General features: G+C 66.9%; 19 protein-coding genes. 11 read left to right on the top strand and 8 right to left on the bottom strand.

Annotated features, from left to right (window positions below):
* The 4 genes from D6T63_RS03770 to D6T63_RS03755 all read right to left on the bottom strand — a co-directional run bounded on the left by D6T63_RS03770 (position 1) and on the right by D6T63_RS03755 (position 3,824).
* Positions 1-1,086, bottom strand: coding sequence for a glycosyltransferase family 4 protein (locus tag D6T63_RS03770; protein ID WP_120147710.1), 1,086 nt, complete (start codon positions 1,084-1,086; stop codon positions 1-3).
* The gene (locus D6T63_RS03765; RefSeq protein WP_120147709.1) at positions 1,083-1,955 is read right to left on the bottom strand and encodes an alpha/beta fold hydrolase; all 873 of its coding nucleotides are present in this window, start codon (positions 1,953-1,955) and stop codon (positions 1,083-1,085) included. The genes D6T63_RS03770 and D6T63_RS03765 overlap by 4 nt, the downstream gene beginning before the upstream one ends.
* Positions 1,955-2,788 (bottom strand): aldo/keto reductase, encoded by an 834-nt coding sequence (locus D6T63_RS03760; RefSeq protein WP_120147708.1) that lies wholly within the window; start codon positions 2,786-2,788, stop codon positions 1,955-1,957. Before D6T63_RS03760 ends, D6T63_RS03765 begins: the two co-directional genes overlap by 1 nt.
* Positions 2,789-2,915: 127 nt before the next feature.
* Entirely contained in the window at positions 2,916-3,824 is a 909-nt protein-coding gene (locus D6T63_RS03755; protein WP_182976884.1) for a sugar-binding transcriptional regulator, read from the bottom strand.
* A gap of 245 nt (positions 3,825-4,069) precedes the next feature.
* Here D6T63_RS03755 and D6T63_RS03750 point away from each other — a divergent pair, with 245 nt between their 5' ends.
* From D6T63_RS03750 to holA, 8 genes are all read left to right on the top strand, one after another.
* Positions 4,070-5,791, top strand: coding sequence for a glycerol-3-phosphate dehydrogenase/oxidase (locus D6T63_RS03750; RefSeq protein WP_120148033.1), 1,722 nt, complete (start codon positions 4,070-4,072; stop codon positions 5,789-5,791).
* A gap of 137 nt (positions 5,792-5,928) precedes the next feature.
* Positions 5,929-6,672 (top strand): MIP/aquaporin family protein, encoded by a 744-nt coding sequence (locus D6T63_RS03745; protein ID WP_120147706.1) that lies wholly within the window; start codon positions 5,929-5,931, stop codon positions 6,670-6,672.
* Positions 6,673-6,736: 64 nt separating this feature from the next.
* On the top strand, positions 6,737-8,254 hold the full coding sequence (gene glpK, locus D6T63_RS03740) for a glycerol kinase GlpK (RefSeq protein WP_120147705.1): 1,518 nt from the start codon (positions 6,737-6,739) through the stop codon (positions 8,252-8,254).
* Between the two features lie 180 nt (positions 8,255-8,434).
* On the top strand, positions 8,435-11,023 hold the full coding sequence (leuS, locus tag D6T63_RS03735) for a leucine--tRNA ligase (RefSeq protein WP_407923701.1): 2,589 nt from the start codon (positions 8,435-8,437) through the stop codon (positions 11,021-11,023).
* 43 nt (positions 11,024-11,066) lie between these two features.
* Entirely contained in the window at positions 11,067-11,927 is an 861-nt protein-coding gene (locus D6T63_RS03730) for a DegV family protein (RefSeq protein ID WP_120147703.1), read from the top strand.
* A 96-nt stretch (positions 11,928-12,023) separates the two neighbouring features.
* Positions 12,024-13,256, top strand: a complete 1,233-nt coding sequence (locus D6T63_RS03725) for a ComEA family DNA-binding protein (protein ID WP_120147702.1) — start codon at positions 12,024-12,026, stop codon at positions 13,254-13,256.
* 230 nt (positions 13,257-13,486) lie between these two features.
* Positions 13,487-15,910, top strand: coding sequence for a ComEC/Rec2 family competence protein (locus D6T63_RS03720; protein WP_147394298.1), 2,424 nt, complete (start codon positions 13,487-13,489; stop codon positions 15,908-15,910).
* Between the two features lie 122 nt (positions 15,911-16,032).
* The gene (gene holA / locus D6T63_RS03715; protein WP_120147700.1) at positions 16,033-17,046 is read left to right on the top strand and encodes a DNA polymerase III subunit delta; all 1,014 of its coding nucleotides are present in this window, start codon (positions 16,033-16,035) and stop codon (positions 17,044-17,046) included.
* A gap of 184 nt (positions 17,047-17,230) precedes the next feature.
* Here holA and rpsT read toward each other — a convergent pair whose 3' ends face one another.
* Both rpsT and D6T63_RS03705 read right to left on the bottom strand, forming a co-directional pair.
* Positions 17,231-17,491 (bottom strand): 30S ribosomal protein S20, encoded by a 261-nt coding sequence (gene rpsT / locus D6T63_RS03710; protein ID WP_120147699.1) that lies wholly within the window; start codon positions 17,489-17,491, stop codon positions 17,231-17,233.
* 225 nt (positions 17,492-17,716) lie between these two features.
* On the bottom strand, positions 17,717-18,250 hold the full coding sequence (locus D6T63_RS03705) for a type II toxin-antitoxin system PemK/MazF family toxin (protein ID WP_120147698.1): 534 nt from the start codon (positions 18,248-18,250) through the stop codon (positions 17,717-17,719).
* A 250-nt stretch (positions 18,251-18,500) separates the two neighbouring features.
* Between D6T63_RS03705 and lepA the strand changes: the two genes are divergently transcribed.
* On the top strand, positions 18,501-20,354 hold the full coding sequence (gene lepA, locus D6T63_RS03700) for a translation elongation factor 4 (protein WP_182976864.1): 1,854 nt from the start codon (positions 18,501-18,503) through the stop codon (positions 20,352-20,354).
* Positions 20,355-20,381: 27 nt separating this feature from the next.
* Positions 20,382-21,611 (top strand): radical SAM family heme chaperone HemW, encoded by a 1,230-nt coding sequence (gene hemW / locus D6T63_RS03695; RefSeq protein WP_120147696.1) that lies wholly within the window; start codon positions 20,382-20,384, stop codon positions 21,609-21,611.
* A gap of 105 nt (positions 21,612-21,716) precedes the next feature.
* Here hemW and D6T63_RS03690 read toward each other — a convergent pair whose 3' ends face one another.
* Together D6T63_RS03690 and D6T63_RS03685 are read right to left on the bottom strand one after the other, a co-directional pair.
* Positions 21,717-22,133: a DUF4870 domain-containing protein gene (locus tag D6T63_RS03690; protein WP_120147695.1), complete on the bottom strand. Its 417-nt coding sequence runs from the start codon at positions 22,131-22,133 to the stop codon at positions 21,717-21,719.
* A gap of 79 nt (positions 22,134-22,212) precedes the next feature.
* Complete coding sequence (locus tag D6T63_RS03685; protein ID WP_120147694.1) at positions 22,213-23,064, bottom strand: DUF3097 family protein; 852 nt, start codon at positions 23,062-23,064, stop codon at positions 22,213-22,215.
* 177 nt (positions 23,065-23,241) lie between these two features.
* On the opposite strand from D6T63_RS03685, the gene hrcA reads away from it, so the two are divergent.
* Positions 23,242-24,255, top strand: a complete 1,014-nt coding sequence (gene hrcA, locus D6T63_RS03680; protein WP_120147693.1) for a heat-inducible transcriptional repressor HrcA — start codon at positions 23,242-23,244, stop codon at positions 24,253-24,255.
* The last annotated feature ends 51 nt before the right edge of the window (positions 24,256-24,306 follow it).

Below are 24,306 nucleotides of genomic sequence, written 5' to 3'. Positions count from 1 at the left end.
TCAGGCCCGCCGTCGTGCATATTCGGCGACTGCACGTTCGCACGCCAGCCGGAGCTGGTCCGCGGATGCGGCCCACGAGTAGGCCGACGCCCGCTCGAGTCCGGCACGGGACGCTTCCGCCCACCGGTCGGGCTCCTCCAGGGTCCGCACGGCTGCGGCCACGGCCGCCGGGTCGTCCGGGTCGACGTACAGCGCTGCGGAACCGCCGACCTCGCGGAAGATCGGGATGTCGCTGGCTATGACGGGTGTGCCGGTGGCCATCGCCTCGATGATGGGCAGTCCGTATCCCTCGGCTTTCGACAGGGTGACGAGTGCGGTCGAGTCATGCAGCAGGTCCTCGTACTCGGCATCCGTCACGCCGCCGTGGAAGACCACGCGCTCCGCATCAGGCGCGAGGGCCTCGAGCTCACGCCGGCGTTCCGCCGTGATGCGGCTCAGCAGGTGAAGCATCGAACCGGGCAGGAGTCCCATCGCGCGGACCACGGTCTCGACGTTCTTATAGGGCATGAAGGAGCCCATGTAGAGCAACGAAGATGACCGCGGAGCCTCCGGATCACGGCGCCGCTCCGTCGGCTGGGGCGCATTGCCGACGAGCACCACGGGTCGCCGCGTGAGCTTGTGCTCCCGGATGAGGCCGGCCGTGGTGTGCGAGATCGTCGCTACCACATCGGCGCGGTCGAGCAGGAGGCGCTGCGGCCAGTAGGCGAGGTGGTAGAGCCGCCACAGCAGGCGTACGGGCAGCGGGAGGAACGACGGCGGTGCCGGGTTCTGGTAATAGATCAGGTCGTGCAGGGTGAGGACGAGGGGATACCTGCGACCCCAGGAGCCCATGGTCTGCATGGGGCACACCACGACGTCGGGCTCCAGGGCATTGATGCGCCGGGCCACCAGCACCTCGGCGGGGGAGAGCGGGCTGTTGATCCGGACGTGGGGGACGTCCGGCAGGAGCGCCAGTTGCCGCGGGTCGCTGATGAGCATCACGACGTCGTCCGTCGCGGCGAGGGCGGCGATGAGGCGGGCGCCGTACCGGCTGATGCCGTCGTGGTGGTCGGTCCGGGTGAAGCGGGCGTCGAAGAGGATCCTCATGCGGGCACGCTCTCCAGGAAGTCCTCGATGAGCAGCGCCGCCTCGCGCGGCTTCTCGTAGTGGACCAGGTGCCCGACGTCGGGGATGACCTCGAGGGTCGCATGCGGGATGAGCGCAGCCAGTTCACGCTGACTGGCGACCGACCCGATATCGTCCTGTTCCGCGGCGATCAGCAGGACGGGCATGACCAGGTCCCGGGCCCGGTCCCTGACGGTGCCCGAGATGGAGGCACGGAAGGCCTCGAGCACCACGCGCCGGCTGGCGAACGAGCTGAAGTAGGCGTCGTGCTGCCCGTGGATCCAGCGGCGCAGGGTACGGTCCTTCGTCTTGGCCATGAACATGCTCATGCCGCGTACGATCACCGGATTCGAGAGCAGGGCCCGCCCGGCGGCCTCGGGCAGGCGGTCCGCGGCCACGTAGTAGGTCTCGGCGATGCGGGACGCCACGCGGCTGGGCCCCTCGAGTGCCGGAGCGCTAATGGGGTTGACCAGGACGAGCGCGCCGGCGAGGTCAGGGTCGAGCGCGGCTGCCTCGGCCGCGACGATCGAGCCGAACGAGTGTCCGAGCACCACGAGCGGGCCGGGAGCGAAGCCGCGAGCGGTGTCCCGGACGAAGCGTGCGTACGTGCCGACGTCGTGGCTCCCCGGCAGTTCCTGCCCTTGGCCGAAACCGGGCAGGTCCGGCAGGAGGACCCGGTGGGCGGGAAGCTCCTCCACGAGGCGCAACAGTCCGTGGTGGTCGCCCCTGAACCCGTGCACCATGACGATCGTCGTGCGGTCGGCCCGGCCGGGACCGTCGACCGCGGGAAAGTCCCAGACCAGTTGCAGGGTCCCCTCCCACAGCATGGAGCGGACGACGGCGTCGCGCATCAGCCCACCCTGTCGGGGTGCGAACCGAAGCGCTGGTCGCGGTCCAATCCATCGAGCACGGCCATCTGCGCGTCGTCGAGCTCGAAGCCGAAGATGTCCAGATTCGAGCTGATGCGCTCGCGCGAACTGGCCTTCGGGATGGTCAGGATGCCGTGCTGCAGGTGCCACCGCAGGATCACCTGAGCCGCCGTACGGTCGAGTCCGGTCGCTACCCGCGCTATATCAGGGTCGTCGAGCACGTTCCCCCGCCCGAGGGGGCTCCACGCCTGCGTGGTAATGCCGTGCTCCTCGTGGAACGAGCGCAGCTCCCTCTGCTGCAGGTAGGGGTGGAGTTCCACCTGGTTCAGGACCGGGACGATGTCCGTCTCTGCCAGCAGCCGCTCGAGGTGCGCCTGCTGGAAGTTGGAGACCCCGATGGACCGCACCCGTCCCTCGGATCGGAGCCGTTCGAGGGCACGCCAGGTGTCCAGGTACAGGTCCTTCGACGGGCAGGGCCAGTGGATGAGGTAGAGGTCGAGCTGGTCGAGGCCCAGAAGGTGCATGCTCACATCGAACGCCCGGAGGGTGGCGTCGAAGCCGTGGTCGTCGTTCCAGACCTTCGAGGTGATGAACAGGTCTTCCCGGGCTCCGGTCTCGAGGTACGTCTGCGCTGCAGCGCCGACTCCCGATTCGTTGCCGTAGAGCGCAGCCGTGTCGAGGAGGCGGTACCCGGTGTCGAGTGCCGTCGAGCAGAGGATCGCCGTGTCCTCCGGAGGCACTTTGTAGACGCCGTAGCCGATCCGGTCTATCGACGTTCCATCGGCGAGGACTGCGCGTGGCACGGAGGAGGTCATGGGGGAACTCTACCGACGAGGGCGCTTGCACCGCGTGACCGAGGTGCCACGACGGGCGGTCCACGACGTCGAGCCCGCGCCGGACCACCGCCTTACCTGAGCGGCGCCGAGTCGGACGGAGGGGTGCCTAGGCGTGGACGAGGCGACGGGCCGATCCCTCGTCCAGGATGAGGTCGGTGGCGAGTCCTGCGGCGAGGGCGCCCCGCAGGCCGTTGATCTTCGACTCGCCGGACACCACGCAGATGCGCCTGCTGACCGTGCGCAACTGGTCGAGGTCCGGACCCGTGCTGCGCGCATTGAGGAGGATGTCGCGATGGCTCCCGTCCGCCCGGAAGAACATGGTGGCGACGTCGCCCACCACCTCATCCGTCTCGAGCGTCTCGAGGTCCTCCCGGTCGAGGTAACCACCGCTGTAGACATGGCTCGGAATGCCCGAGCCGATGGATCCGACCCCGAAGATCGCCATGGTCATTCGTTGTTGCAGATCGAGGATGCGGCGCACGCTTCGCTCCTCCCACATGGCGGTCTTGGTTGCTGCGTGATCGAAGAACGCCGGCACGGGAAACTGCTCCACGCGCGCGCCGTATGCCTGGCCGAAGCGCCGCAGGATCTCGCTCGCGTACGTGATGCCCGTGGTCTGCGTGTTGCCTGCGCCGTTGAGCTGCACGATCGTGCTGTCGTGGGTCTGCTTCCTCGTCAGGTGGTGGCTCACCGCACTGAGGGTGGACCCCCAGGCGACGCCGATGATCGCGTTCGAGTCCATCAGCGGCCCGATCGTGCGGGCGGCCTGGATCGCGACGCGGTCCAGGACCTCGGAGTCGCTGATGGAGTCCGCGACGGGGACCACATGGGCCTCGACGCCGAAGCGGCGGCGAATCTGCTGCTCGAGCGCGGGGGCACGATCCGACGGATTGTTGACCTGGATCTGGACGAGTCCGGTTGCGCGGGCCATGGAGAGCAGGCGGGACACCGTGGAGCGGGAGGTGCGGAGCTCTCGGGCGATCGCGTTCATGGTCAGGTCCTGCAGGTAGTACATCTGCGCGGCCCTCAGCGCATCCCGCGAACGGTTGCCCGGGAGGGGCGCATCCCCTGCGAGGTCGGCTCCGGGGAGGTCGTTCGTCGTCGTCATCTCGCCAGTCTGGACCCGTCTGCACGTTTGTGCAATCAGGTTGACTGCTATTCCCAGTGCTCGAACAATTGGGTGTGCAGTAACCATTCCCGACATTGAAGTTACGGAGTAGGACCTTGAGCGATTCAGCCGACCTGACCCACGGTGAAGGCATGACAACTTCGACACGCGCCATGGTGCAGAAGCTCAGGGACAACCCCCGGGCGTCCGTGCTCATCATCGGTGGCGGCATCAACGGGGTCGGTACGTTCCGCGACCTCGCACTGCAGGGCATCGACGTCGCGCTCGTCGAGCGGGGTGACTACTGCCAGGGAGCCTCGGGCGCCTCCTCACACATGATCCACGGCGGTATCCGCTACCTGGAGAACGGTGAGTTCCGCCTCGTGCGTGAGTCCGTCATAGAACGTAACGCACTGATGAAAATCGCTCCCCACTATGTCAAGCCGCTCCAGACCACCATCCCGATCTACACCACGTTCTCCGGCATCCTCTCAGCGCCGATGCGGTTCCTGACCCACAAGCAGGGCAAGCAGGTGGAGCGCGGCGCCGTGCTGATCAAGGCCGGCCTCACGATGTACGACTTCTTCTCGCGCGACGGCGGAAACGTGCCCCGCCACTCCTTCGTGGGCCGTAAGAAGGCGCTCGCCGCCATGCCGGAGCTTCGTAAGGACATCAAGTACGCCGCAACCTACTTCGACGCGAGCGTCCACAACCCGGAGCGACTGACCTTGGACGTCCTGCGTGACGGCCAGCTGGCCAACCCGGCAGCGCGAGCAGCGAACTACGTCAGTGCCATCGGCCGCACCGAGGACGGCGTCCTGCTGCGCGACGAGCTCACGGGCGAGACCTTCGGCTTCCAGGCCGACGTCGTCGTGAACGCCACCGGCGCCTGGACGGACGGCACCAACGCGGTGCTCGGCACCGAGACCCTCTTCATGGGCGGGACCAAGGGCTCGCACATCGTGCTGGACCACCCGGAACTGCTCAAGGCCTGCAACGGCACGGAGATCTTCTTCGAGCACGTCGACGGCCGTATCGTCCTGATCTACCCCATGGGCGATCGCGTCCTCGTCGGCACCACGGACATCGATGTGGACATCAACGAGCAGGCCGTCTGCACGGACGAGGAGATCGACTACTTCTTCGAACTGATCGGGCACGTGTTCCCGGATATCAAGGTCTCCCAGGACCACATCGTCTACAGCTTCTCGGGAGTCCGACCACTGCCGCGCCATGACGATACGCAGCCGGGCTTCGTGTCCCGCGACTACCGCATCGAGAAGCGTGAGGAACAGCTGGGTGGACGCTCCGTCACGACCCTGAGTCTCGTCGGAGGCAAGTGGACCACGTTCCGCGCTCTCTCCGAACACCTCGCCGACGACACCCTCGCAGCCCTCGGCGCGACGCGCAAGACCTCCACGGCCGGAGTGGCGATCGGCGGCGGCAAGGACTTCCCGACGGATGACGCAGCCGAGCAGGAATGGATCAGGAAGACTGTCCGTCCGGGCTTCGACGAGGCACGCGTCAGGGTCCTCCTGACCCGCTATGGCACCCGTGCGAAGGACGTCATCCAATACCTCACCGAAGGCCCCGACAGGATTTTTATTTCCACGAAGGAGGTCAGTACGCGGGAGTGTGCCTATATGGTGGAGCACGAACAGGTCGGCCACCTGACCGACGTCCTGATTCGCCGTACATCGCTTGCCTTCCGCGGACTCGTTTCCGAGAAGCTGCTCGCAGAGCTTGCTGAGACCCTGGCTCCCCTGCTGGGGTGGGACGCCGCGAAGTCCGCGGCGGAGATCGAGCTCGCCGAGAAGGTGCTCGCCGAGGCGCACAGGGTGCACGTCAGGAGCACGAAGAGCTTGGTCCAGTAGCGGCAACCGCCGCCATTGGGTCGGACCGCTGGTACTCGCAGCGGTGCATATCCAACGGCAGTGGTTGCCGGGGGGAAAAACGGGTGCCGTCGAGGCGGCGGCGCCCGTCGATAAATGAATAGTTAGAGGAGTCAAAGATGTCTCTCGAAGTATTTGTTGCTGAAACATTCGGCACGATGCTGTTGTTGTTGCTCGGTACCGGTGTAGTCGCGAACGTTGCGCTCGCCAAGACCAAGGGCAATAACGGCGGCTTCCTCATGGTCAACTTCGGCTGGGGCCTGGCGGTCTTCGCCGGCGTCTACGTCGCAGCCCTCTCCGGAGCCCACCTGAACTTCGCCGTCACGGTCGGCCTGCTGGTCAACGGCGACGCGGCTGAATACGCGCCCGGTGTCGACAAGACCTTCGCCACCACGCTGGCGTACCTCGCGGCGCAGATGCTCGGCTCCATCCTCGGCGCCGTCCTCTGCTGGCTCTCCTACAAGCAGCACTTCGATGACGAGCCGGACCCCGCCAACAAGCTCGGCGTCTTCTCCACCGGCCCGGCCATCCGCTCGTACGGCTGGAACCTCGTAACCGAAATCATCGGCACCTTCGTGCTCGTGTTCGTCATCCTCTCCTTCGCCGGGACGCCGACAGAAATCGGTCCCCTCGCCGTAGCACTCCTCGTCGTCGGCATCGGTGCCTCGCTCGGTGGACCCACCGGCTACGCCATCAACCCGAACCGTGACCTCGGCCCCCGCATCGCGCATGCCCTCCTGCCCATCAGGGGTAAGGGCGGCAGCGATTGGTCCTACGCATGGGTGCCGGTCGTCGGTCCGATCGTCGGTGGTGCGCTTGCAGGCATCGTCATCCAGTTCATCTCCTTCCCGATAGCTGCCTAGTCCTCACCGAGCCCGGCGGCCCGCGGGCCGCCCTTAACCGTGTCATCCAATGAAGGAGTTAGACATGTCGCAGCAGTACGTCATCGCCATCGACCAGGGCACCACGTCCAGCAGGGCTATCGTGTTCGACCACAAGGGGGATATCGTCTCCTCCGGCCAGAAGGAACACGAGCAGATCTTCCCGAAGGCCGGCTGGGTCGAGCACGACCCCGCGGAGATCTGGGACAACACCCGCGAGGTCATCGGAACGGCTCTCTCGAAGGCCAACCTCACCCGCCACGACATCGCAGCCGTCGGCATCACGAACCAGCGGGAGACCGCCGTCGTCTGGGACAGGACCACCGGCAAGGCCGTCTACAACGCGATCGTGTGGCAGGACACCCGCACGCAGGACATTGTCGACGACCTCGCGAAGGACGGCGGGGTGGAGCGTTACAAGGCGAAGGTGGGACTGCCGTTGGCGACCTACTTCTCCGGTACCAAGATCAAGTGGATCCTCGACAACGTCGATGGTGCGCGGGCGAAGGCCGAGTCCGGTGACCTACTCTTCGGCAACACCGATTCCTGGGTCACCTGGAACCTGACGGGCGGTGTCGACGGCGGCGTGCACATCACCGACGTCACCAATGCGTCCCGGACGCTCTTCATGGATCTCGAGACCCTGGCCTGGGACGAGGGGATCCTCGCCGATTTCGGTGTCCCGGTGTCGATGATGCCTGAGATCAGGTCGTCCTCGGAGGTCTACGGCACGGTTCACACGTCGCAGCTCCTGCGCGAGACCCCGGTCGCCGGTATTCTCGGCGACCAGCAGGCGGCGACGTTCGGTCAGGCAGCCTTCGACAAGGGCGGCGCGAAGAACACCTACGGCACCGGCAACTTCATGATCGTCAACACGGGTGAGGAGATCGTCCACTCCAAGAACGGCCTGCTCACGACGGTCTGCTACAAGCTGGGCGACGCGAAGCCGATCTACGCGCTCGAAGGGTCTATCGCCGTCACCGGTTCACTCATCCAGTGGCTGCGGGACAACCTCGGCCTGATCAAGAGTGCTCCCGAGGTGGAGCAGCTTGCGACAACCGTGGACGACAACGGTGGCGTCTACATCGTCCCGGCGTTCTCCGGCCTCTTCGCACCGTACTGGCGTGCAGACGCCCGCGGCGCGATCGTCGGCCTGACGCGGTTCGTGAACAAGGGTCACATCGCCCGTGCAGCGCTGGAAGCGACAGCATTCCAGACCCGCGAGGTGCTGGACGCTGCGAACGCCGATTCCGGTGTCGACATGGAGGATCTCAGGGTCGACGGCGGCATGGTTGCCAACGACGCCCTGATGCAGTTCCAGGCCGACATCCTCGGCATTCCGGTCATTCGTCCGAAGGTCACGGAGACCACCGCGCTGGGGGCCGCCTACGCTGCGGGCCTCGCCGTCGGCTTCTGGAAGGACACGGACGAGCTGTCCACGAACTGGGCCGAGGACAAGCGCTGGATCCCGTCCATGGACGACAGTGAGCGGGAGCGTCAGCTCCGGCTGTGGAAGAAGGCCGTCACGAAGACCTTCGACTGGGTCGATGAGGACGTGCACTAGCAGCCTGCGCACCCTGAGCGGCGCCCGGTTCGTCCACGATGGACCGGGCTTCGCTGTGCCGGGCGCCTTCCGCCCGATGGCGCACTGCTAAAGTGGCATCCATGCTCCGGAACCTCCTGCTTACCTAGCCGCACGGTCAAAACCGTGCGGCGGCCCCTCCTGCGTGTGAGGGGCTTTTGTGTGTCCGGCACAGGATGCGATGGACACCTCGACGGCGGGGTTACCCGAGCACATGCAGTACAACGTTCCACCGACAGGACAGGCCAAACAGTGAGCACCAACCCCGAGGACGCCCAGCCGGACGAGAACTCCTACGACGTCGCGGCTATCGAAGCGAAGTGGCCGGCGGTCTGGGACCGGCTGAAGTCCTTCGCGCCGATCGACGACGGGAGCCGCCAGCGGCGCTATGTCCTCGACATGTTCCCCTACCCCTCGGGTGACCTCCACATGGGACACGCCGAGGCCTTCGCGATGGGCGACGTCGCCGCGCGCTTCTACCGGCAGAAGGGCTTCGACGTCCTGCATCCCATCGGCTGGGACTCCTTCGGCCTCCCCGCGGAGAACGCCGCCATCAAGCGGAACGCGCATCCCGCCGAGTGGACGTACGCAAACATCGAGACCCAGGCGCACTCGTTCAAGCGCTACGCCATCAGTGCCGACTGGGAGCGGCGTCTGCACACCTCGGACCCCGAGTACTACCGGTGGACCCAGTGGCTCTTCGTGCGGTTCTTCGAGAAGGGCCTCGCCTACCGACGCAACTCGCCGGTGAACTGGTGCCCGAAGGATCAGACCGTCCTGGCCAACGAGCAGGTCATCAACGGTGCCTGCGATCGCTGCGGCACAATGGTGACCAAGAAGAACCTGAACCAGTGGTACTTCCGGATCACCGACTACGCCGACCGCCTGCTGGATGACATGGAGCAGTTGAAGGGCCACTGGCCCGAGCGCGTGCTCGCGATGCAGCGCAACTGGATCGGCCGGTCGGAAGGAGCGCACGTACGTTTCCGGATCGAGGCAGACGGCGGTCTGCCCGCTTCCGACGTCGAGGTCTTCACCACGCGTCCCGACACGCTGTACGGGGCGACGTTCTTCGTCGTCGCGGCCGACGCGAACCTGGCGCTCGAGCTCGTCACCCCGGATCGCCGGGACGCGCTCGAGGCGTACCGGGAGCAGGTCAAGGGACTGTCGGAAATCGAACGGCAGGCGACCGAGCGTGAGAAGACGGGAGTCTTCACCGGGCGCCACGCAGTCAATCCCCTGACGGGGGAGAAGCTGCCTGTCTGGGCCGCGGACTACGTCCTCGCCGACTACGGGACCGGAGCGATCATGGCCGTGCCCGCGCACGACCAGCGTGACCTCGACTTCGCACGCGCCTTCGACCTGCCGGTGCGCACCGTCGTCGACACCGGGGCCGATGACGCATCCGTGACCGGCATCGCGACGACGGGCGAGGGTACGCTCGTCAACTCCGGCGAACTGACCGGGCTGGACAAGCCCGCTGCCATCCGCCGCGCCGTCGAACTGATCGAGCAGCAGGGGACCGGCGAGCACACCATCAACTACCGCCTGCGGGACTGGCTGCTGTCACGCCAGCGTTTCTGGGGCACCCCCATCCCGATCATCCACTGCCCGTCCTGCGGCGAGGTGCCGGTGCCGGACGACCAGCTGCCGGTGACGCTGCCCGAAGGCCTGCGAGGCGAGGCCCTCGCGCCCAAAGGCACCTCGCCGCTGGCCGCGGTCGAGGAGTGGGTCAACGTGCCCTGCCCCGAGTGCGGTGGTGCTGCCAGGCGCGATACCGACACCATGGACACGTTCGTCGACTCGTCCTGGTACTACCTCCGCTTCGTGAACCCGCAGCTCGACACAGCCCCCTTCGACAGCGAGGCGGTCAACCGCTGGCTGCCGGTCTGCCAGTACGTCGGCGGGGTCGAGCACGCCATCCTGCACCTGCTGTACAGCAGGTTCTTCACCAAGGTGCTGTTCGACCTCGGCATGGTGAACTTCACGGAGCCCTTCAGCGCGTTGCTGAACCAGGGCCAGGTCCTCAACGGTGGCAAGGCGATGAGCAAGTCGCTGGGCAATGGAGTGGACCTCGGTGAGCAGCTGGACCGCTACGGGGTCGACGCCGTTCGACTCACCATGGTGTTCGCGTCCCCGCCTGAGGACGACGTCGACTGGGCCGATGTCTCGCCGTCGGGCTCCGCGAAATTCCTCGCACGCGCCTGGCGTCTGGGCGGTGACGTCACGAGCCCTGTCGGAGCCGACCCCTCCGCGGGGGATCGCGCGCTGCGCGTGGTGACCCACAGGACCGTTTCCGACGCCGCTGAGCTGATGGAGGCCAACAAGTTCAACGTGGTCATCGCCAAACTCATGGAACTCGTCAACGCGACGAGGAAGGCCATCGACTCCGGCCCTGGCGGGGCGGACCCGGCAGTCCGGGAGGCAACGGAGGCTGTCGCCATCATCCTCAGCCTCTTCGCGCCGTACACCGCGGAGGACCTCTGGAACCGGCTCGGGCACGAGGCGACCGTGGCGACGGCAGGGTGGCCCGCCGTCGATCCGGCCCTGCTGACACAGGAGACCGTCGTCGCCGTCGTGCAGGTGCAGGGCAAGGTGCGTGACCGCCTGACGGTGTCGCCGGACATCGCCGAGGACGAACTCCGCGAGTTGGCGCTGGCGAGCGAGCAGGTCCAGCGGGTCCTGGACGGGCGGGGGATCCGCACGGTCATCGTGCGGGCGCCGAAGCTGGTCAACATCGTTCCAGCCTGATGATGCTCGTGCCAGCGGCTGTCGTTCCGGGCCGGAGCGGGTTGTGCGCGTAGCCGTCGTCACGGACTCCGCCGCCGGCTTCGCACCCGGATGGACCGGAACCGGCGGCATCGCCGACGGCGTGCAGGTGGTCGCGATGCCCGTGCTCGTGGGTGACGACATCCTCACGGGAGAGCACGACGACGTTACCGCGCCGTTGATGGTGGCCCTCGCCGCCGGATCCGTCGTTCGTACCTCGCGGCCGTCCCCGGGGCAGTTCGACCGGGTCTACGGCAGGCTCGCCGACGAGGGGTACGACGCCGTCGTGTCCGTCCACCTCTCGGGGCTGCTGTCGGGAACCGTCGAGGCAGCTCGGCTCGCGGCTTCGCGGTCCGTCATCCCCGTGGAAGTGATCGATACGAGGACGGCGGGCATGGCTCAGGGCCGCGCAGCCCTGGCTGCGCTGACCGCTGCACGGGCCGGTGCCGGCCTCCAGGCCGCTGCGGCTGCTGCGGCCATGGCTGCCCGTGCCTCGGCCCTCTATTTCTACGTCCCGAGCGTGGAACAGTTGCGGCGCGGAGGACGCATCACGGCCGCCGTCGGCTGGCTGGGCACCCTGCTGTCCGTCCGCGTCCTCCTGCATGTACAGGGCGGTCGTCTGGTGCCGCTCGAACGCATGCGATCGGCAGCACGGGCACTGCAGCGGCTCGAGGAGCTCGTCGAGGCGGATGTTGCGGGTCGAAGCAACGGCGTGGACCTGACGGTTCACCACTTCGGCAACGAGGAGGACGCCGTCGGACTCGCGCAAAGGCTCGAGAGCGTCGTCGGGGCCGGACGAGTCTCAACGTCTCCCTGTCCGTCGGTCCTGGCGGCGCACGCCGGCCTGGGGGTCGTGGCCGTCACGGTGAGTCCACGCCTGTCCTGACGGCATGATCGAGGCCTCCACGGTGTCTCCTGCCGCGTTGTCCACATAGCCGCGTGCACTTCCGGTCGCGCCGGCCCCCGCTCCTAGCGTGGCCCTATGGGAAAGCACCGATGGCCGACGAACGGGGACCCCTGGGTCCCGCCGCCCCGTCCGCAGGGCGGCTCGTCCGGCAGTCTGGGCGTCGGCGGGCAGCCGCGCGGCGGGGACGTCCCTCGGGTGTCAGGTGGCGGGACTGTCCCGCGGGTGCCGGGCAGCGGGGTCGACCCGGAACGAGCGAGTCTTCGAGATGCCGTTTCCGGCCTCGGTGGTGTTTCCGGCCGCGGTGGTGCGGGTCGCTCCTACCCACCCTTCGAGGGTGATGCTGATGGCGTCCCTGATGAGGGCTTCAGTGGGTACTCCCAGGAGAACGTCTATGGGAATGTCGACGCGAATCCTGACCCGAACCGTGACGAGGATGATGACGAGGATGGGGGCGCCGGGGGCTTGCAGTGGCGCGTCGCGCGATCGGCGGCGCTCGTATTCCTCGGCATAGCCCTCGCGGTCGGTGCCGCCCTCTTCCTGGTGCGTAGCTCGGAGCCGTCCGCCGCAGCGGTCTCGGTACAACTCGACGCCGAGAGGCCGGCGGGTTCCGGGGCGCCGGACGTCGGGGTCCAGCCTTCGGATCAGGGGGACCCCTCGGGGGCAGCATCGGAAGGCGGTGCGCGCGAGGCCGGAACACCGGAAACTACCGACGGTGCGACGAGCCAGCAGGAAGGGAACGGAGCAGGCCCCGGAATGTCGGACCTGGGAACGGGCGAGCCACCGGGCGGCGCGGAGAGGGATGCGGACCAGAAAGTCATCGTCTACGTCACGGGAGCAATCGCTGCACCCGGCGTGGTGGAGGTCGCTGCCGGCGCGCGCCTCTTCGAGGTCATCGAGCAAGCCGGCGGGGCTTTGCCGGAGGCCGACCTCGAGGGAGTCAATCTCGCCGCCACACCGTCGGACGGGCAGCACATCCACGTACTGGCCGTCGGGGAGGAACCACGCACGGATACAGCACGTTCCGGAGGGTCGTCCCCATCAGGAGTCCTGGACCAGAACATTCAACCTTCGGAGGATTCAGCCGGCGGCGCGGGCGGGCCCGAAGCTCCTGATCAGGCCATCGACATCAACGCGGCGACACTCGCCGACGTCGAATCGCTTCCACGTGTGGGACCCGTCCTCGGCCAGCGCATCATCGACTGGCGCGAGGAGCACGGTCCTTTCGTGCAGGCCTCGGATATCGACGCGATACCGGGAATAGGACCGGCGCTGCTCGAGGGAATCCTCCCGCTCATCGTGGTCCGGTGATCAGGGCTGCGGTGGCATCGTTCCGTTCGACAGGGCGCCTCCGCCCTGTGCGGCACACCGGTAGACGGCGCAACCCCACGGGCGGACTGCCGCAAGAAGGCAATATTCCACACCGGGAGGTGGGGTCGGGAACCCGTGGGCCGCGGTGGCGAGGTGATCTGCGCCTTGTTCCATCCGCTGCGGTCGCATGGGCGGTCGCTGCCACTGCCATCCAGGGCCCTGCGGTCGGTGTGACGGCGAGTGCGCTGATCTGTGCTGCTGTCACTCTGCTACTCGCCGGCGTTATTTTCCTCGTACCTGAACGCGCCGGTCGGCAGTGGGCGCTGTTGCTGGGGCAGGGCCTGGCACCCGCAGCGACGGTGGCCCTCGTCCTGCTGGCCACCGGTGGAAGCCTCGCTCGGGCGGCGGAAGGACCCGTTGATGAGGCAATCGCGAGCTCGGCCACGTTCACGGCTTACCTGCGGATCGTGGGGGAGCCCTCGTCGCTCCCTCAGGGCGCTTTCGGCGGCGGGGAGCGGTTCCTGGTGGACGCCGAAGTAATCGGAGGGCTGTTGGGTGGTACTCCCTTCATCTCGGCCACGCCCGTCGTCGTTCTTGGTTCCGCCTCGTGGTCGACCATGGGCACGGGAGACACGGTACGGGTATTAGGCATCGCCAAGCCTTCGGATCGCCCTGGACGGGCGACAGCGATCTTCCTTCCCTCCAGCCGTCCCATGGTCCAGGAAGCCGAGGGCTGGTTCGGTTATACCGATGGGCTGAGGTCCCGCTTCAGGGATGCAGCCCAGCGTGACGGCCGGGACCACGGATTGCTTCCGGGGATGGTCCTTGGAGACCGGACCACTCTCGAGCCCGATCTCGAACACGCCATGAAGACCACCGGGCTGACACACCTGACTGCCGTCAGCGGAGCCAATTGCTCCTATGTCATCGCATTCATGTTCCTGGGGCTCCGCTTCGGTCGCGTACCTCGATTCCCGGCGGCCATCGGCGCCGTGATGGCCCTTGCGGGGTTCGTCCTGCTGGTGCGTCCCGAACCGAGTGTGCTGCGGGCAGCAGTCATGGGTGGGATCGGTGTCGTGGCCGTGCTGTCCGGGCGGGGAAAGGTCTCACTGACACTGCTGATGCTGTCGATCATCGTCCTGCTGGCGGTCGATCCCTGGCTCTCGGTGTCCTTCGCCTTCATGCTGTCGGTCTCTGCAACCCTGGGGCTCGTCCTCGCCGGTCCTGCGGTAGCGGAATCACTCGGGCGCCTGATGCCCCGCGTGATGGCCCAAGTGCTCGCGATACCGCTCACGGCGCAATTGTTCTGTGCTCCGATCCTCGTCCTGATCCAGCCGGCCCTGCCGGTGTACTCGCTCCCGGCGAATGTCGCGGTGTCTCCCGTCGTGCCGGCGATCACGCTGCTGGGCATGGTCGCGATCCTCGCGCTGGTCGCTGCACCAGTGCTGGCACAGCCCCTCATCGTCGCAGCGCAAGGGGGAACACGATGGGTGGGCGCCGTCGCCGATACCTTCGCGGGAGCACCGGCAGCATCGCTACCCTGGGCGTCAGGGCCGGCGGGAGCCACTCTTGCTGCTCTGGTGTCGCTCGCGGTCCTGTTCCTGCTGGTCGCCCGACGGCCGCAGTCGACCCGTTGGAACCACATGCTCGGCGCGACGGGCAGCGGCGGGGACCCGGTTCGGAGCAGGGAGAGAGTGAACCGGAGTCCCGCGGACCACACCGCGTTCGTCGAAGGAGGCCATCCGGGCACGGGCCGCACGCGCTCGCCATCGGCGGACAACGGGGGCATGGCGAGAGGCCGGAGGGTTCTCGTCATGGGTCTCATCCTCACTGTGGTGGCAGCAGCGGTCATCGTGCTCGTCAAGGTCACGACCGTTCCTCCGGCTACCGGCTGGATCGTCGCGGTCTGCGACGTGGGGCAGGGGGACGGTCTGGTCGTCGGGACGGCGCCGGGACACGCACTGGTGGTGGATACCGGCCCTGACCCGGCCGCGATGGACCGTTGCCTCGATGACCTGTCGGTCGAGGTGATCGACGCCCTCGTCATCACACATCTGCACGACGATCACTACGGAGGCGTTGAGGGGGCTGTCAACGGACGCACCGTCTCTAAGTTCTATTACTCGACGGGCGAGGACCGATTGCCGCGGGAGGTGACGGACGCGGCTGCCGATGCCGGGGTACGGCCCGAGAAGCTCGACAGCCTCACGACTTTCGACCTCCAACGGACACAGGTCCGCGTCCTGTGGCCGGCAGGCTCCGCAGAAGCAGAGGAGGAGAACAACGCCAGTGCGGTGCTCGACGTCGTGGTCCAGGCATCCGACCGGCCTGTGCGGATCCTGCTCACTGGGGATCTCGAGGAGGATGCTGGGGCACGGATGCTCGATGCGTCACCGGAGATCGCCAACCGGGGCGTGGATATCCTGAAGGTCGCCCACCATGGGGCAAGGAACGGCGGCACCACGCTGATCGAGGCGCTACGTCCCCGTCTCGCGCTGATCTCCGTGGGGGAGGACAACGAGTACGGCCATCCCCATCCCACCATCCTGGAGGCACTCGTGCGTGCCGATATCCCTGTGGTCCGGACCGACGAGCTCGGGTCCTTCACCGTGAACGTCGTTGGCACCACCATGGAGGTCCGGGACCTGGAGTGAGCTGTTCGGGACCTGGAATGAGCTGTCCGAGCGGCGATCCGACCGTCGGCACGGACGGCTTTTCGTGGCAGGTCGATGCCATGAAACAGTAGGTATCGATTCTTCGAAAGGAACAGCGCTCCATGGCAACGAGACATACGGCCGGCCGCACCACCGGCGGAGGCCAGCAGCCGGCATCCTGGCGTGATGTCCGGCCCGCCGCCGTCGTCCTGCTGTCCGGGCCCGAGGACTATCTCGCGTCGAAGGCCGCGGAAGCGATCCGTCATCAGGTGCGTACCGCACAACCCGACGTGGAACTCGTCAGGTTCGATGCGGGCGCCTACGAGGCCGGCACACTGACAATGCACGCCAGTCCATCGCTTTTTGGTGACTGGAAGGTCATCGAGGCGTCGGGTCTGGCACAGATGAACGATGCCTTTCTAATCGACGCGCTCGCATACCTGTCCGATCCGGCGCCGGACGTCGTCCTGGTCATGCGCCATTCGGGTGGCAATCGCGGGAAGAAGCTTCTGGACGCGATCAAGGCCACTCACGCAACCGTCGTCGACTGTCAGCCCCTGAAGAAGGACGCCGAGAAGGCCGAGTTCGTCTCCACCGAATTCCGGCTCGCGCGGAGGCGGATAGAACCTGATGCCGTCCGCGCGCTCGTTGCCGCCGTGGGCTCGCAGCTGCCGGAACTGGCAGCAGCCTGCCAGCAGCTGACCGCGGACACAGCGGGAGATGTCACCGTCGAGTCGGTCGAGAAATACTACGGAGGCCGGATCGAGGCGACCGGCTTCAAGGTCGCCGACGCGGCACTGGCCGGACGAACCGCGCAGGCACTGTCGATGCTCCGCCATGCGCTCGCCACGGGCGCGGACCCTGTGCCGATCGTCGCAGCACTCGCCATGAAGGTGCGGGCCGTCGCGAAGGTGCACGGGGTGCGGGGTTCTTCCATGCAGTTGGCCAAGGAGTTGGGCATGGCTCCATGGCAGGTCGATCAGGCACGGAAGGAGGCACAGCGCTTCAGCTCCGACGCACTGGCACGCTGTATCCGCGCTCTCGCGGAAGCCGACGCCCAGGTGAAAGGCGAGTCCCGGGATCCCGTGTACGCCGTCGAGCGGGCAGTGACCGTGATAGCCCTCGGGGACAGCTGAACCCCACCCCCGAGGTGCGTGGAGGGCACTGCGGCTCCTCGGGCGAGACCCGTCCTGCTTCGTCGTTCCTGCAGCCAGAGAGGAGCGTCCCTGCAGCATGGAGGTACTCGCACCCCTGAGTGCTGCTCTCATGACGAAGGGCCGGCCCCGAATGGAGCCGGCCCTTCATCGGAGGATCCGCAGCTTAGAGCGCGTTGACCTTCTTGGAGATCGCGGACTTGCGGTTGGCTGCGTTGTTCCTGTGCAGCACACCCTTGCTGACGGCCTTATCGAGCTTGCGGCTGGCTGCCTGCAGAGCCGTCGCGGCAGCATCCTTGTCAGCACCTTCGACGGCCGTGTTCACGGCGCGGATGGCGGTCTTCAACTCGGACCTGACCGAGTTGTTGCGCTGCCTCGCCTTTTCGTTGGTGAGGATGCGCTTCTTCTGGGACTTGATATTTGCCACGTATGAGAACTTTCTTTGTATTGCGGACTGGGTCGTGAGGGTATTTCGGCCAACCGAAGACTGAGCGGCGTGGGGATACCGTGTGGTGATCGGCCAAAGTGCCCGGAGACCTGCGCGGACACACAGCTGTCAAGGTTACCAGAAACCCGCGGGAAACCGGACCTGCGCTGCATTCTGGCGGGGCGTGAGCCGCAGGTGCAGGCAGGTCGCGGCCACCGGAAACGGCTACCCGAGGAGGTCGTCGGGTACGGCCGCAATCACCTGTTCGAACTGCCCGCGTGGAAGCACGGCACCTTCACGCCGTATATCGGCCAGGGCGAGGCGCAGTACGCGGTCGGTTCTGACCTCGCTCGGGCGTCCCTGCCGGTCCCAGGCCCCGGTGCCGATGTCGATGTAGCGGTCATCGTGGCTGCGCGAGTTGTTGCGGTCGCGGCTCGTCAGCATCAGACCGAGCAGTGTCTTCCCGGATGTTCCGATGAGGAGCACCGGCCGGTCCTTGCCCTGGGTCGGATCGTCCTCGTAGGGCACCCAGGTCCAGACGATCTCGCCCGGGTCCGGATTGCCGTCCGCGGAGGGTGAGTAGGCGATAACCGCCTTCTGCCGTCGCGACGCCGGCTGCTGGGGGGAGGGGGACGACGCCCTGCCGGTGGCCGGGCGTCTGCCCGCGGGCTGCCGGTCGGCCGGGGGTGCGGACGTGCTGCTGACGGCGCGGACCACGCGACCGGCGAGCGACAGGACGGAGCGGAGAGTGATCGCCATGCAGTGATCCTAGCGATAGCGGCTCCCGGAACCAGGGGGAGCTAAGGTCGGGGAGCCGGGCAGCACGCCATGTTCGGGTCGGGAGTGCCCGAGATCGTCAGGTCGGTGATCCTGCCCGATTGCCGGGGCTGTCCGGCGTCGTGGGAGACTAAGGGAAGCGAAACGGCGCGGACCAGCGCCGGTTGTCCACGAGGGCGGCCCGGTTGGTTGCAGCATGCCGGACCCTGTCCCGTAAAAGTGAGGAACGCACGTGTCACCCATGGCCCGCACCGCGCCGGTGCCTGCCGCCACCGATCCGGCGATCATCAGGAATTTCTGCATCATCGCCCACATCGATCACGGGAAGTCCACCCTGGCCGACCGGATGCTCCAGCTCACGGGGGCCGTCGAGCAGCGGGACATGAAGGCGCAGTACCTGGACCGGATGGACATCGAGCGGGAGCGCGGCATCACCATCAAGTCGCAGGCCGTTCGCCTTCCCTGGGAAGTCGACGGCACGGCCTACGCCCTCAACATGATCGACACACCGGGCCATGTGGACTTCACGTACGAGGTCTCGCGGTCCCTCGCCGCCTGCGAGGGCGCGGTCCTGCTGGTGGATGCGGCGCAGGGTATCGAGGCGCAGACACTGGCCAACCTGTACCTGGCGATGGAAAACAACCTCGCCATCATCCCGGTACTCAACAAGATCGACCTCCCTGCTGCCCAGCCCGAGAAATACGCGGCAGAATTGGCGAGCCTCATCGGCGGCGAGCCCGAGGACGTCCTCATGGTGTCCGGCAAGACAGGAGTCGGCGTCGAGGCTCTCATGGACAAAATCGTGCGCGATCTTCCCGCGCCGACCGGTGACCCGAATGCTCCTGCCCGTGCCATGATCTTCGACTCCGTGTACGACACGTACCGCGGCGTCGTCACCTACGTGCGGGTCGTCGACGGCAAGCTCAGCCCGCGAGAGCGCATCCAGATGATGTCCACCCGGGCGAGCCACGAACTGCTCGAGATCGGCGTAAGTTCGCCCGAGCCGAAGCCGTCCAAGGGCCTCGGCGTGGGCGAGGTCGGTTACCTCATCACGGGTGTGAAGGACGTCCGCCAGTCCAAGGTCGGCGACACCGTCACGAACCTGGCCAAGCCGGCTGCCACCTCCCTGGGCGGGTACCAGGATCCGAAACCCATGGTCTTCTCGGGTCTCTACCCGCTCGACGGCACCGACTACCCGGTGCTGCGTGACGCCCTGGACAAGTTCACCCTGAACGACGCCGCCCTCGTGTACGAGCCCGAGACGTCGGCGGCGCTGGGATTCGGCTTCCGTGTCGGCTTCCTCGGCCTGCTGCACCTCGAGATCACCCGCGAGCGGCTGGAGCGCGAGTACAACCTCGACCTCATCTCAACGGCACCGAACGTGGAGTACGAGGTGACCCTCGAGGACAAGCGCGCATTGAAGGTCACCAATCCCAGCGAATACCCCGTCGGCAAGATCGCCGAGGTACGCGAACCCATGGTGTCCGCGACGATCCTCGCGCCGTCGGAGTTCATCGGCGCCATCATGGAGCTGTGCCAGCAGCGCCGGGGCGTCCTCGGGGGTATGGATTACCTGTCCGAGGAGCGGGTCGAGATCAGGTACCGGCTCCCGCTGGCGGAGATCGTCTTCGATTTCTTCGATCTGTTGAAGTCGAAGACCCGCGGATACGGATCGCTCGACTGGAAGGCGGACGGAGACCAGGTCGCCGACCTCGTGAAGGTGGACATCCTGCTGCAGGGCGAGCAGGTGGACGCTTTCAGCGCCATCACCCACCGTGACAAGGCCTACGCCTATGGCGTCATGATGACGGGCAAGCTCCGTGAGCTGATTCCGCGCCAGCAGTTCGAGGTGCCGATCCAGGCCGCCATCGGGGCGCGCATCATCGCCCGCGAGAGCATTCGGGCGATCCGCAAGGACGTCCTCGCCAAGTGCTACGGCGGCGACATCACGCGTAAGCGCAAGCTGCTCGAGAAGCAGAAGGAGGGCAAGAAGCGCATGAAGATGGTCGGACGCGTGGAAGTGCCCCAGGAAGCCTTCATCGCGGCTCTGTCGTCGGACGAGTCGAAGGACAAATCCAAGAAGTGACGCCGAACAGTTCCAAGGAGGCGGGTCGTGCCTAGCGCCCTCCCGCTCGGCCTGCCGGCACCCGAGGACGGGGTGCTGCCGCCGGAGTCCGCAAGCGGCGCCGCAGCGCGGGACTTCGGTCTCTACGTCCATATCCCGTTCTGCGCAGTCCGCTGCGGTTACTGCGATTTCAACACCTATACGGCGACGGAGTTGGGTGGCGGCGCATCACAGGACGCCTATGCCGGCTCGGTGCTTGCCGAGCTGGAGCTCGGTGAACGCGCACTCGAGGCTTCGGGCGTCCCCGCCCGGCCGCTGTCCACGGTCTTCTTCGGCGGTGGCACGCCGACCCTCCTTCCGGCCGAGGATCTCGCAGCGATCCTCCGGTCCGCCCGGAACCGCTGGGGGCTCACGCCGGACGCAGAGGTGACGACGGAAGCAAATCCTGATTCCGTCACACTGGACTCGCTCAAGGTCCTGCGAGACGCCGGCTTCACCCGCGTCTCCTTCGGTATGCAGTCGGCAGTGCCGCATGTGTTGGCCGTGCTCGACCGGACGCACTCGCCCGAACGCGTGCCGCAGGCGGTGCAATGGGCCCGGGAGGCAGGGCTGAGGGTGAGCCTCGACCTCATCTATGGCACCCCCGGTGAGTCGCTCGAGGACTGGCGGACGTCGCTGTCCACGGCACTGTCCTACGGTCCCGACCACATCTCCGCGTATGCCCTGATCATCGAGGAGGGGACGCGGCTTGCCTCGCGCATCCGCCGTGGACAGGTCCCGCCCATCGACGACGACGACCACGCGGACAAGTATGCCCTCGCCGAGGAGATGCTGACGGCCGGAGGCCTGCACTGGTACGAGGTGAGCAACTGGGCGAGGACGCCCGACGACGAGTGCCGTCACAACCTTGCGTACTGGCGTGGAAGTGACTGGTGGGGTGCCGGCCCAGGGGCGCACTCCCATGTCGGTGGTACCCGCTGGTGGAACGTCAAGCACCCACGCGCCTACGCCGACGCTCTGGGCGACGGCAGATCACCTGCCGCGGGGAGGGAGGTCCTGTCCGCCGGCGATCGCTACGTCGAGGACGTCATGCTTCGAGTCCGTCTGCGGGAGGGTCTGGGCACCGACGCGCTGACGCCGTCGGGCAGGAAGGCCGTTGCCGGGCTCATCGCCGATGGCCTCGTAGAGCCTGCTGCCGCTTTCGCGGGCCGCGTGATCCTGACCTTCACGGGCCGACTGCTGGCCGACGCCGTCGTGCGCCGGCTCCTGCCCGACTGACTGACAGGATCCCGCACGCCTGCCTGACGGACAGGACCTGTCGCAGGGATAGGAGAGCGCTCCGCTCTCACTGGTTCTACCGAACGGGCTTCGGCCTGACGCCCCCTAGCGGATCAGGCGCAGATTCAGGGCGTAGCGGTAGGGCCGCCCGCGATTGACCTGGATCCCTGCGTTCACCGAGAGGATCGTGATCGTGACCCAGATCAGCGCATTGAGGACGGCGAAGATGCCGCCGATCTCCGGTACGAGTGAGAGCAACCAGGCTACGAGGGCGAGGATCGTCGGCGGGAGCGTGAAGTTCAGCGCTTCCTTCGACTCCTGCGCCGTGAACGGGCCGCGGTCCTTGAAGATGAGGAAGATCAGCAGGGACGGGATGAAGCCCAGGATCCCGCCGAAGTGCGCCAGGGTGGCGAACTGGCGATCCTCGGACGCCGTGAGGGGGAGGGCGTTGGCCGGCGTGCCCTCGAACGCGGGTCGGGACTCGCCCCGTCCGTGGTGCTGGTGGTCGGCGGTATTGGACAACGGTATTCCTTTGCTGGCTGGCGGAACTCCTCCGCCGTGACTGTGCTTCAAGGATACGTGGTGGCTCGACTGCAAAGCCTCAGGCTGCGCCAGGCGGCGCAGTCAGGAAATCGATGACTTCTTCGACGCGACCGAGCAGGGACGGCTCGAGATCCGCGTAGGTGCTCACGCTCGAGAGGATGCGCTTCCACCCGTGCGCGACGGCGGCCTGGTTGTGGTGGGGCCAGCCGAGCCCGGCCAGGATACCCGTCTTCCAATCCTGGTTGCGCGGCACGACGGGCCAGGCGTCGAGGCCGAGGGCGCCCGGCTTCACTGCTTGCCACACGTCCACGTAGGGATGTCCGACGATGAGGACATGATTCCGCGCACCCGGCACGGTCATGGCCTTCTGCGCGATGCGCGTCTCCTTGGTCCCGGGCAGCAGGTGGTCGACGAGGATCCCGAGCCTCCTCGTGGGGCCGGGTGCGAAGGCGCGGACGGCCCCTTCGAGGTCGTCGACGCCGTGCAGCGGTTCGACGACGATCCCCTCGAGCCGTAGGTCGTCACCCCACACCTTCTCCACGAGTTCGGCGTCGTGCTGGCCCTCGACCCAGATCCTGCTCGCCCGGGCAGTCCTCGCGCGGGCTCCTTCCACCCGGACACTGCCGGACGCCGTTCGCGTCGGGGCGGCAACGGGCACCAGGACGGGGGCGACGACGTGGATCGGCCTGCCGTCGAGGAGGAAGCCGTAGCCGAGCCGGAAGCTGCGTTGCTTGCCCCGCCGGTCCTCAAGCACCATGACGTGCAGGCCCCCGGACTTCTCGACCCGAACGACCGCGCCGACGAAGCCACTCTGGACATCCTCGAGGACCATGTCCTTCTCGACAGGCACATCGGGCAGGTCGACCCGCTTCGGAGCCGAGATGTCCTGTGCTCCCCACCCGTAGTCCATCCCGAGCGCGTCCTTCCAACAGGGGCTCCGACGGTCTGCCGCGGCCCGGGTTGCCAATGCTAACAATCGGTGGGGACGTACTAGACTTGGCACTTGGGTGTGTCGAGTGCTAACTGCTCGGAACCACCCGGACAGCCTGATCGTGAGGTAGGAACAAACCCGGAGGTGACTTGAGGAGTGAGTGAACCGCGACGCCTGGAGGTACTCCGGGCCATCGTCGAGGACTACGTCCATTCCCGGGAGCCCGTCGGCTCCAAGGCCCTCGTGGACCGTCACCACCTCGGGGTCTCCTCGGCGACGATCCGCAATGACATGGCCGTCCTCGAGGAGGAGGGCCTGATCGCCGCTCCGCATACGAGCTCAGGCCGCATCCCCACGGACAAGGGCTACCGGTTGTTCGTTGACCGCATCTCCGAGGTGAAGCCTCTCTCGGCGCCGGAGAAGAAGGCCATCCAGACCCTGCTCGAGGGGGCGGAGGACGTCGATGACGTCATGGACAGGACCGTTCGGCTGCTCGCGCAGCTCACCAACCAGGTCGCGGTCGTCCAGTTCCCCCGCTCGGGAGGTGCCTCGGTGCGGCATATCGAGTTCGTCCTGTTGGCACCGCAGCAGATCCTGATCGTGCTGATCGCCACGAACGGCACGGTGCAGCAGCGCATCGTGCGCACGCATCCCGACATCCAGGAGGGCGACCTCGCGGAGATCAAGCAGCGGATACTCTCCGCCGTGTCCGGGGTGAAGCTCTCGGCGCTCCCCGGCGAGCTCGGCGTTGCACTGTCCCAGCTTCCCCCCGCCCTCAGGGCCCACGGGGGTACGATCGTCAAGGCGCTGGAGCAGCTTGCCGGCCTGGGCCGCGAGGACCGTATCCTGTTGGCGGGAACAGCCAACCTCGCGCGGTCCACCGGTGATTTCCCGCTCAGTATCGGTCCGATCCTCGAGGCACTGGAGGAGCAGGTCGTCATGCTTCGGCTCCTCTCCGAGATGGAGTACGACGCCCGTGGTATCTCGGTCAGGATCGGAAGCGAGAATCCCTACGGTGGCCTGTCCGGGGCTTCCGTGGTGGCGACGGGTTACGGACCGGACGCCGGTGCGAAGCTCGGCATCCTCGGTCCCACCCGGATGGACTACCCGACGACGATGGCCGCCGTGCGCGCCGTCGCCCGCTATCTCTCGAGGATCCTCGAGGAGTAGCGGCGTCCCCGCATCTCCGCCGGTTTCGCCGGCGAGCAGACGACAGAAGTT

This window comes from Arthrobacter cheniae, assembly GCF_003602275.1.
GTDB classification, from domain to species: domain Bacteria; phylum Actinomycetota; class Actinomycetes; order Actinomycetales; family Micrococcaceae; genus Arthrobacter_D; species Arthrobacter_D cheniae.
Note: the sequence above shows the minus strand (reverse complement) of the source record. Positions and strands in the feature narration are given on the sequence as shown.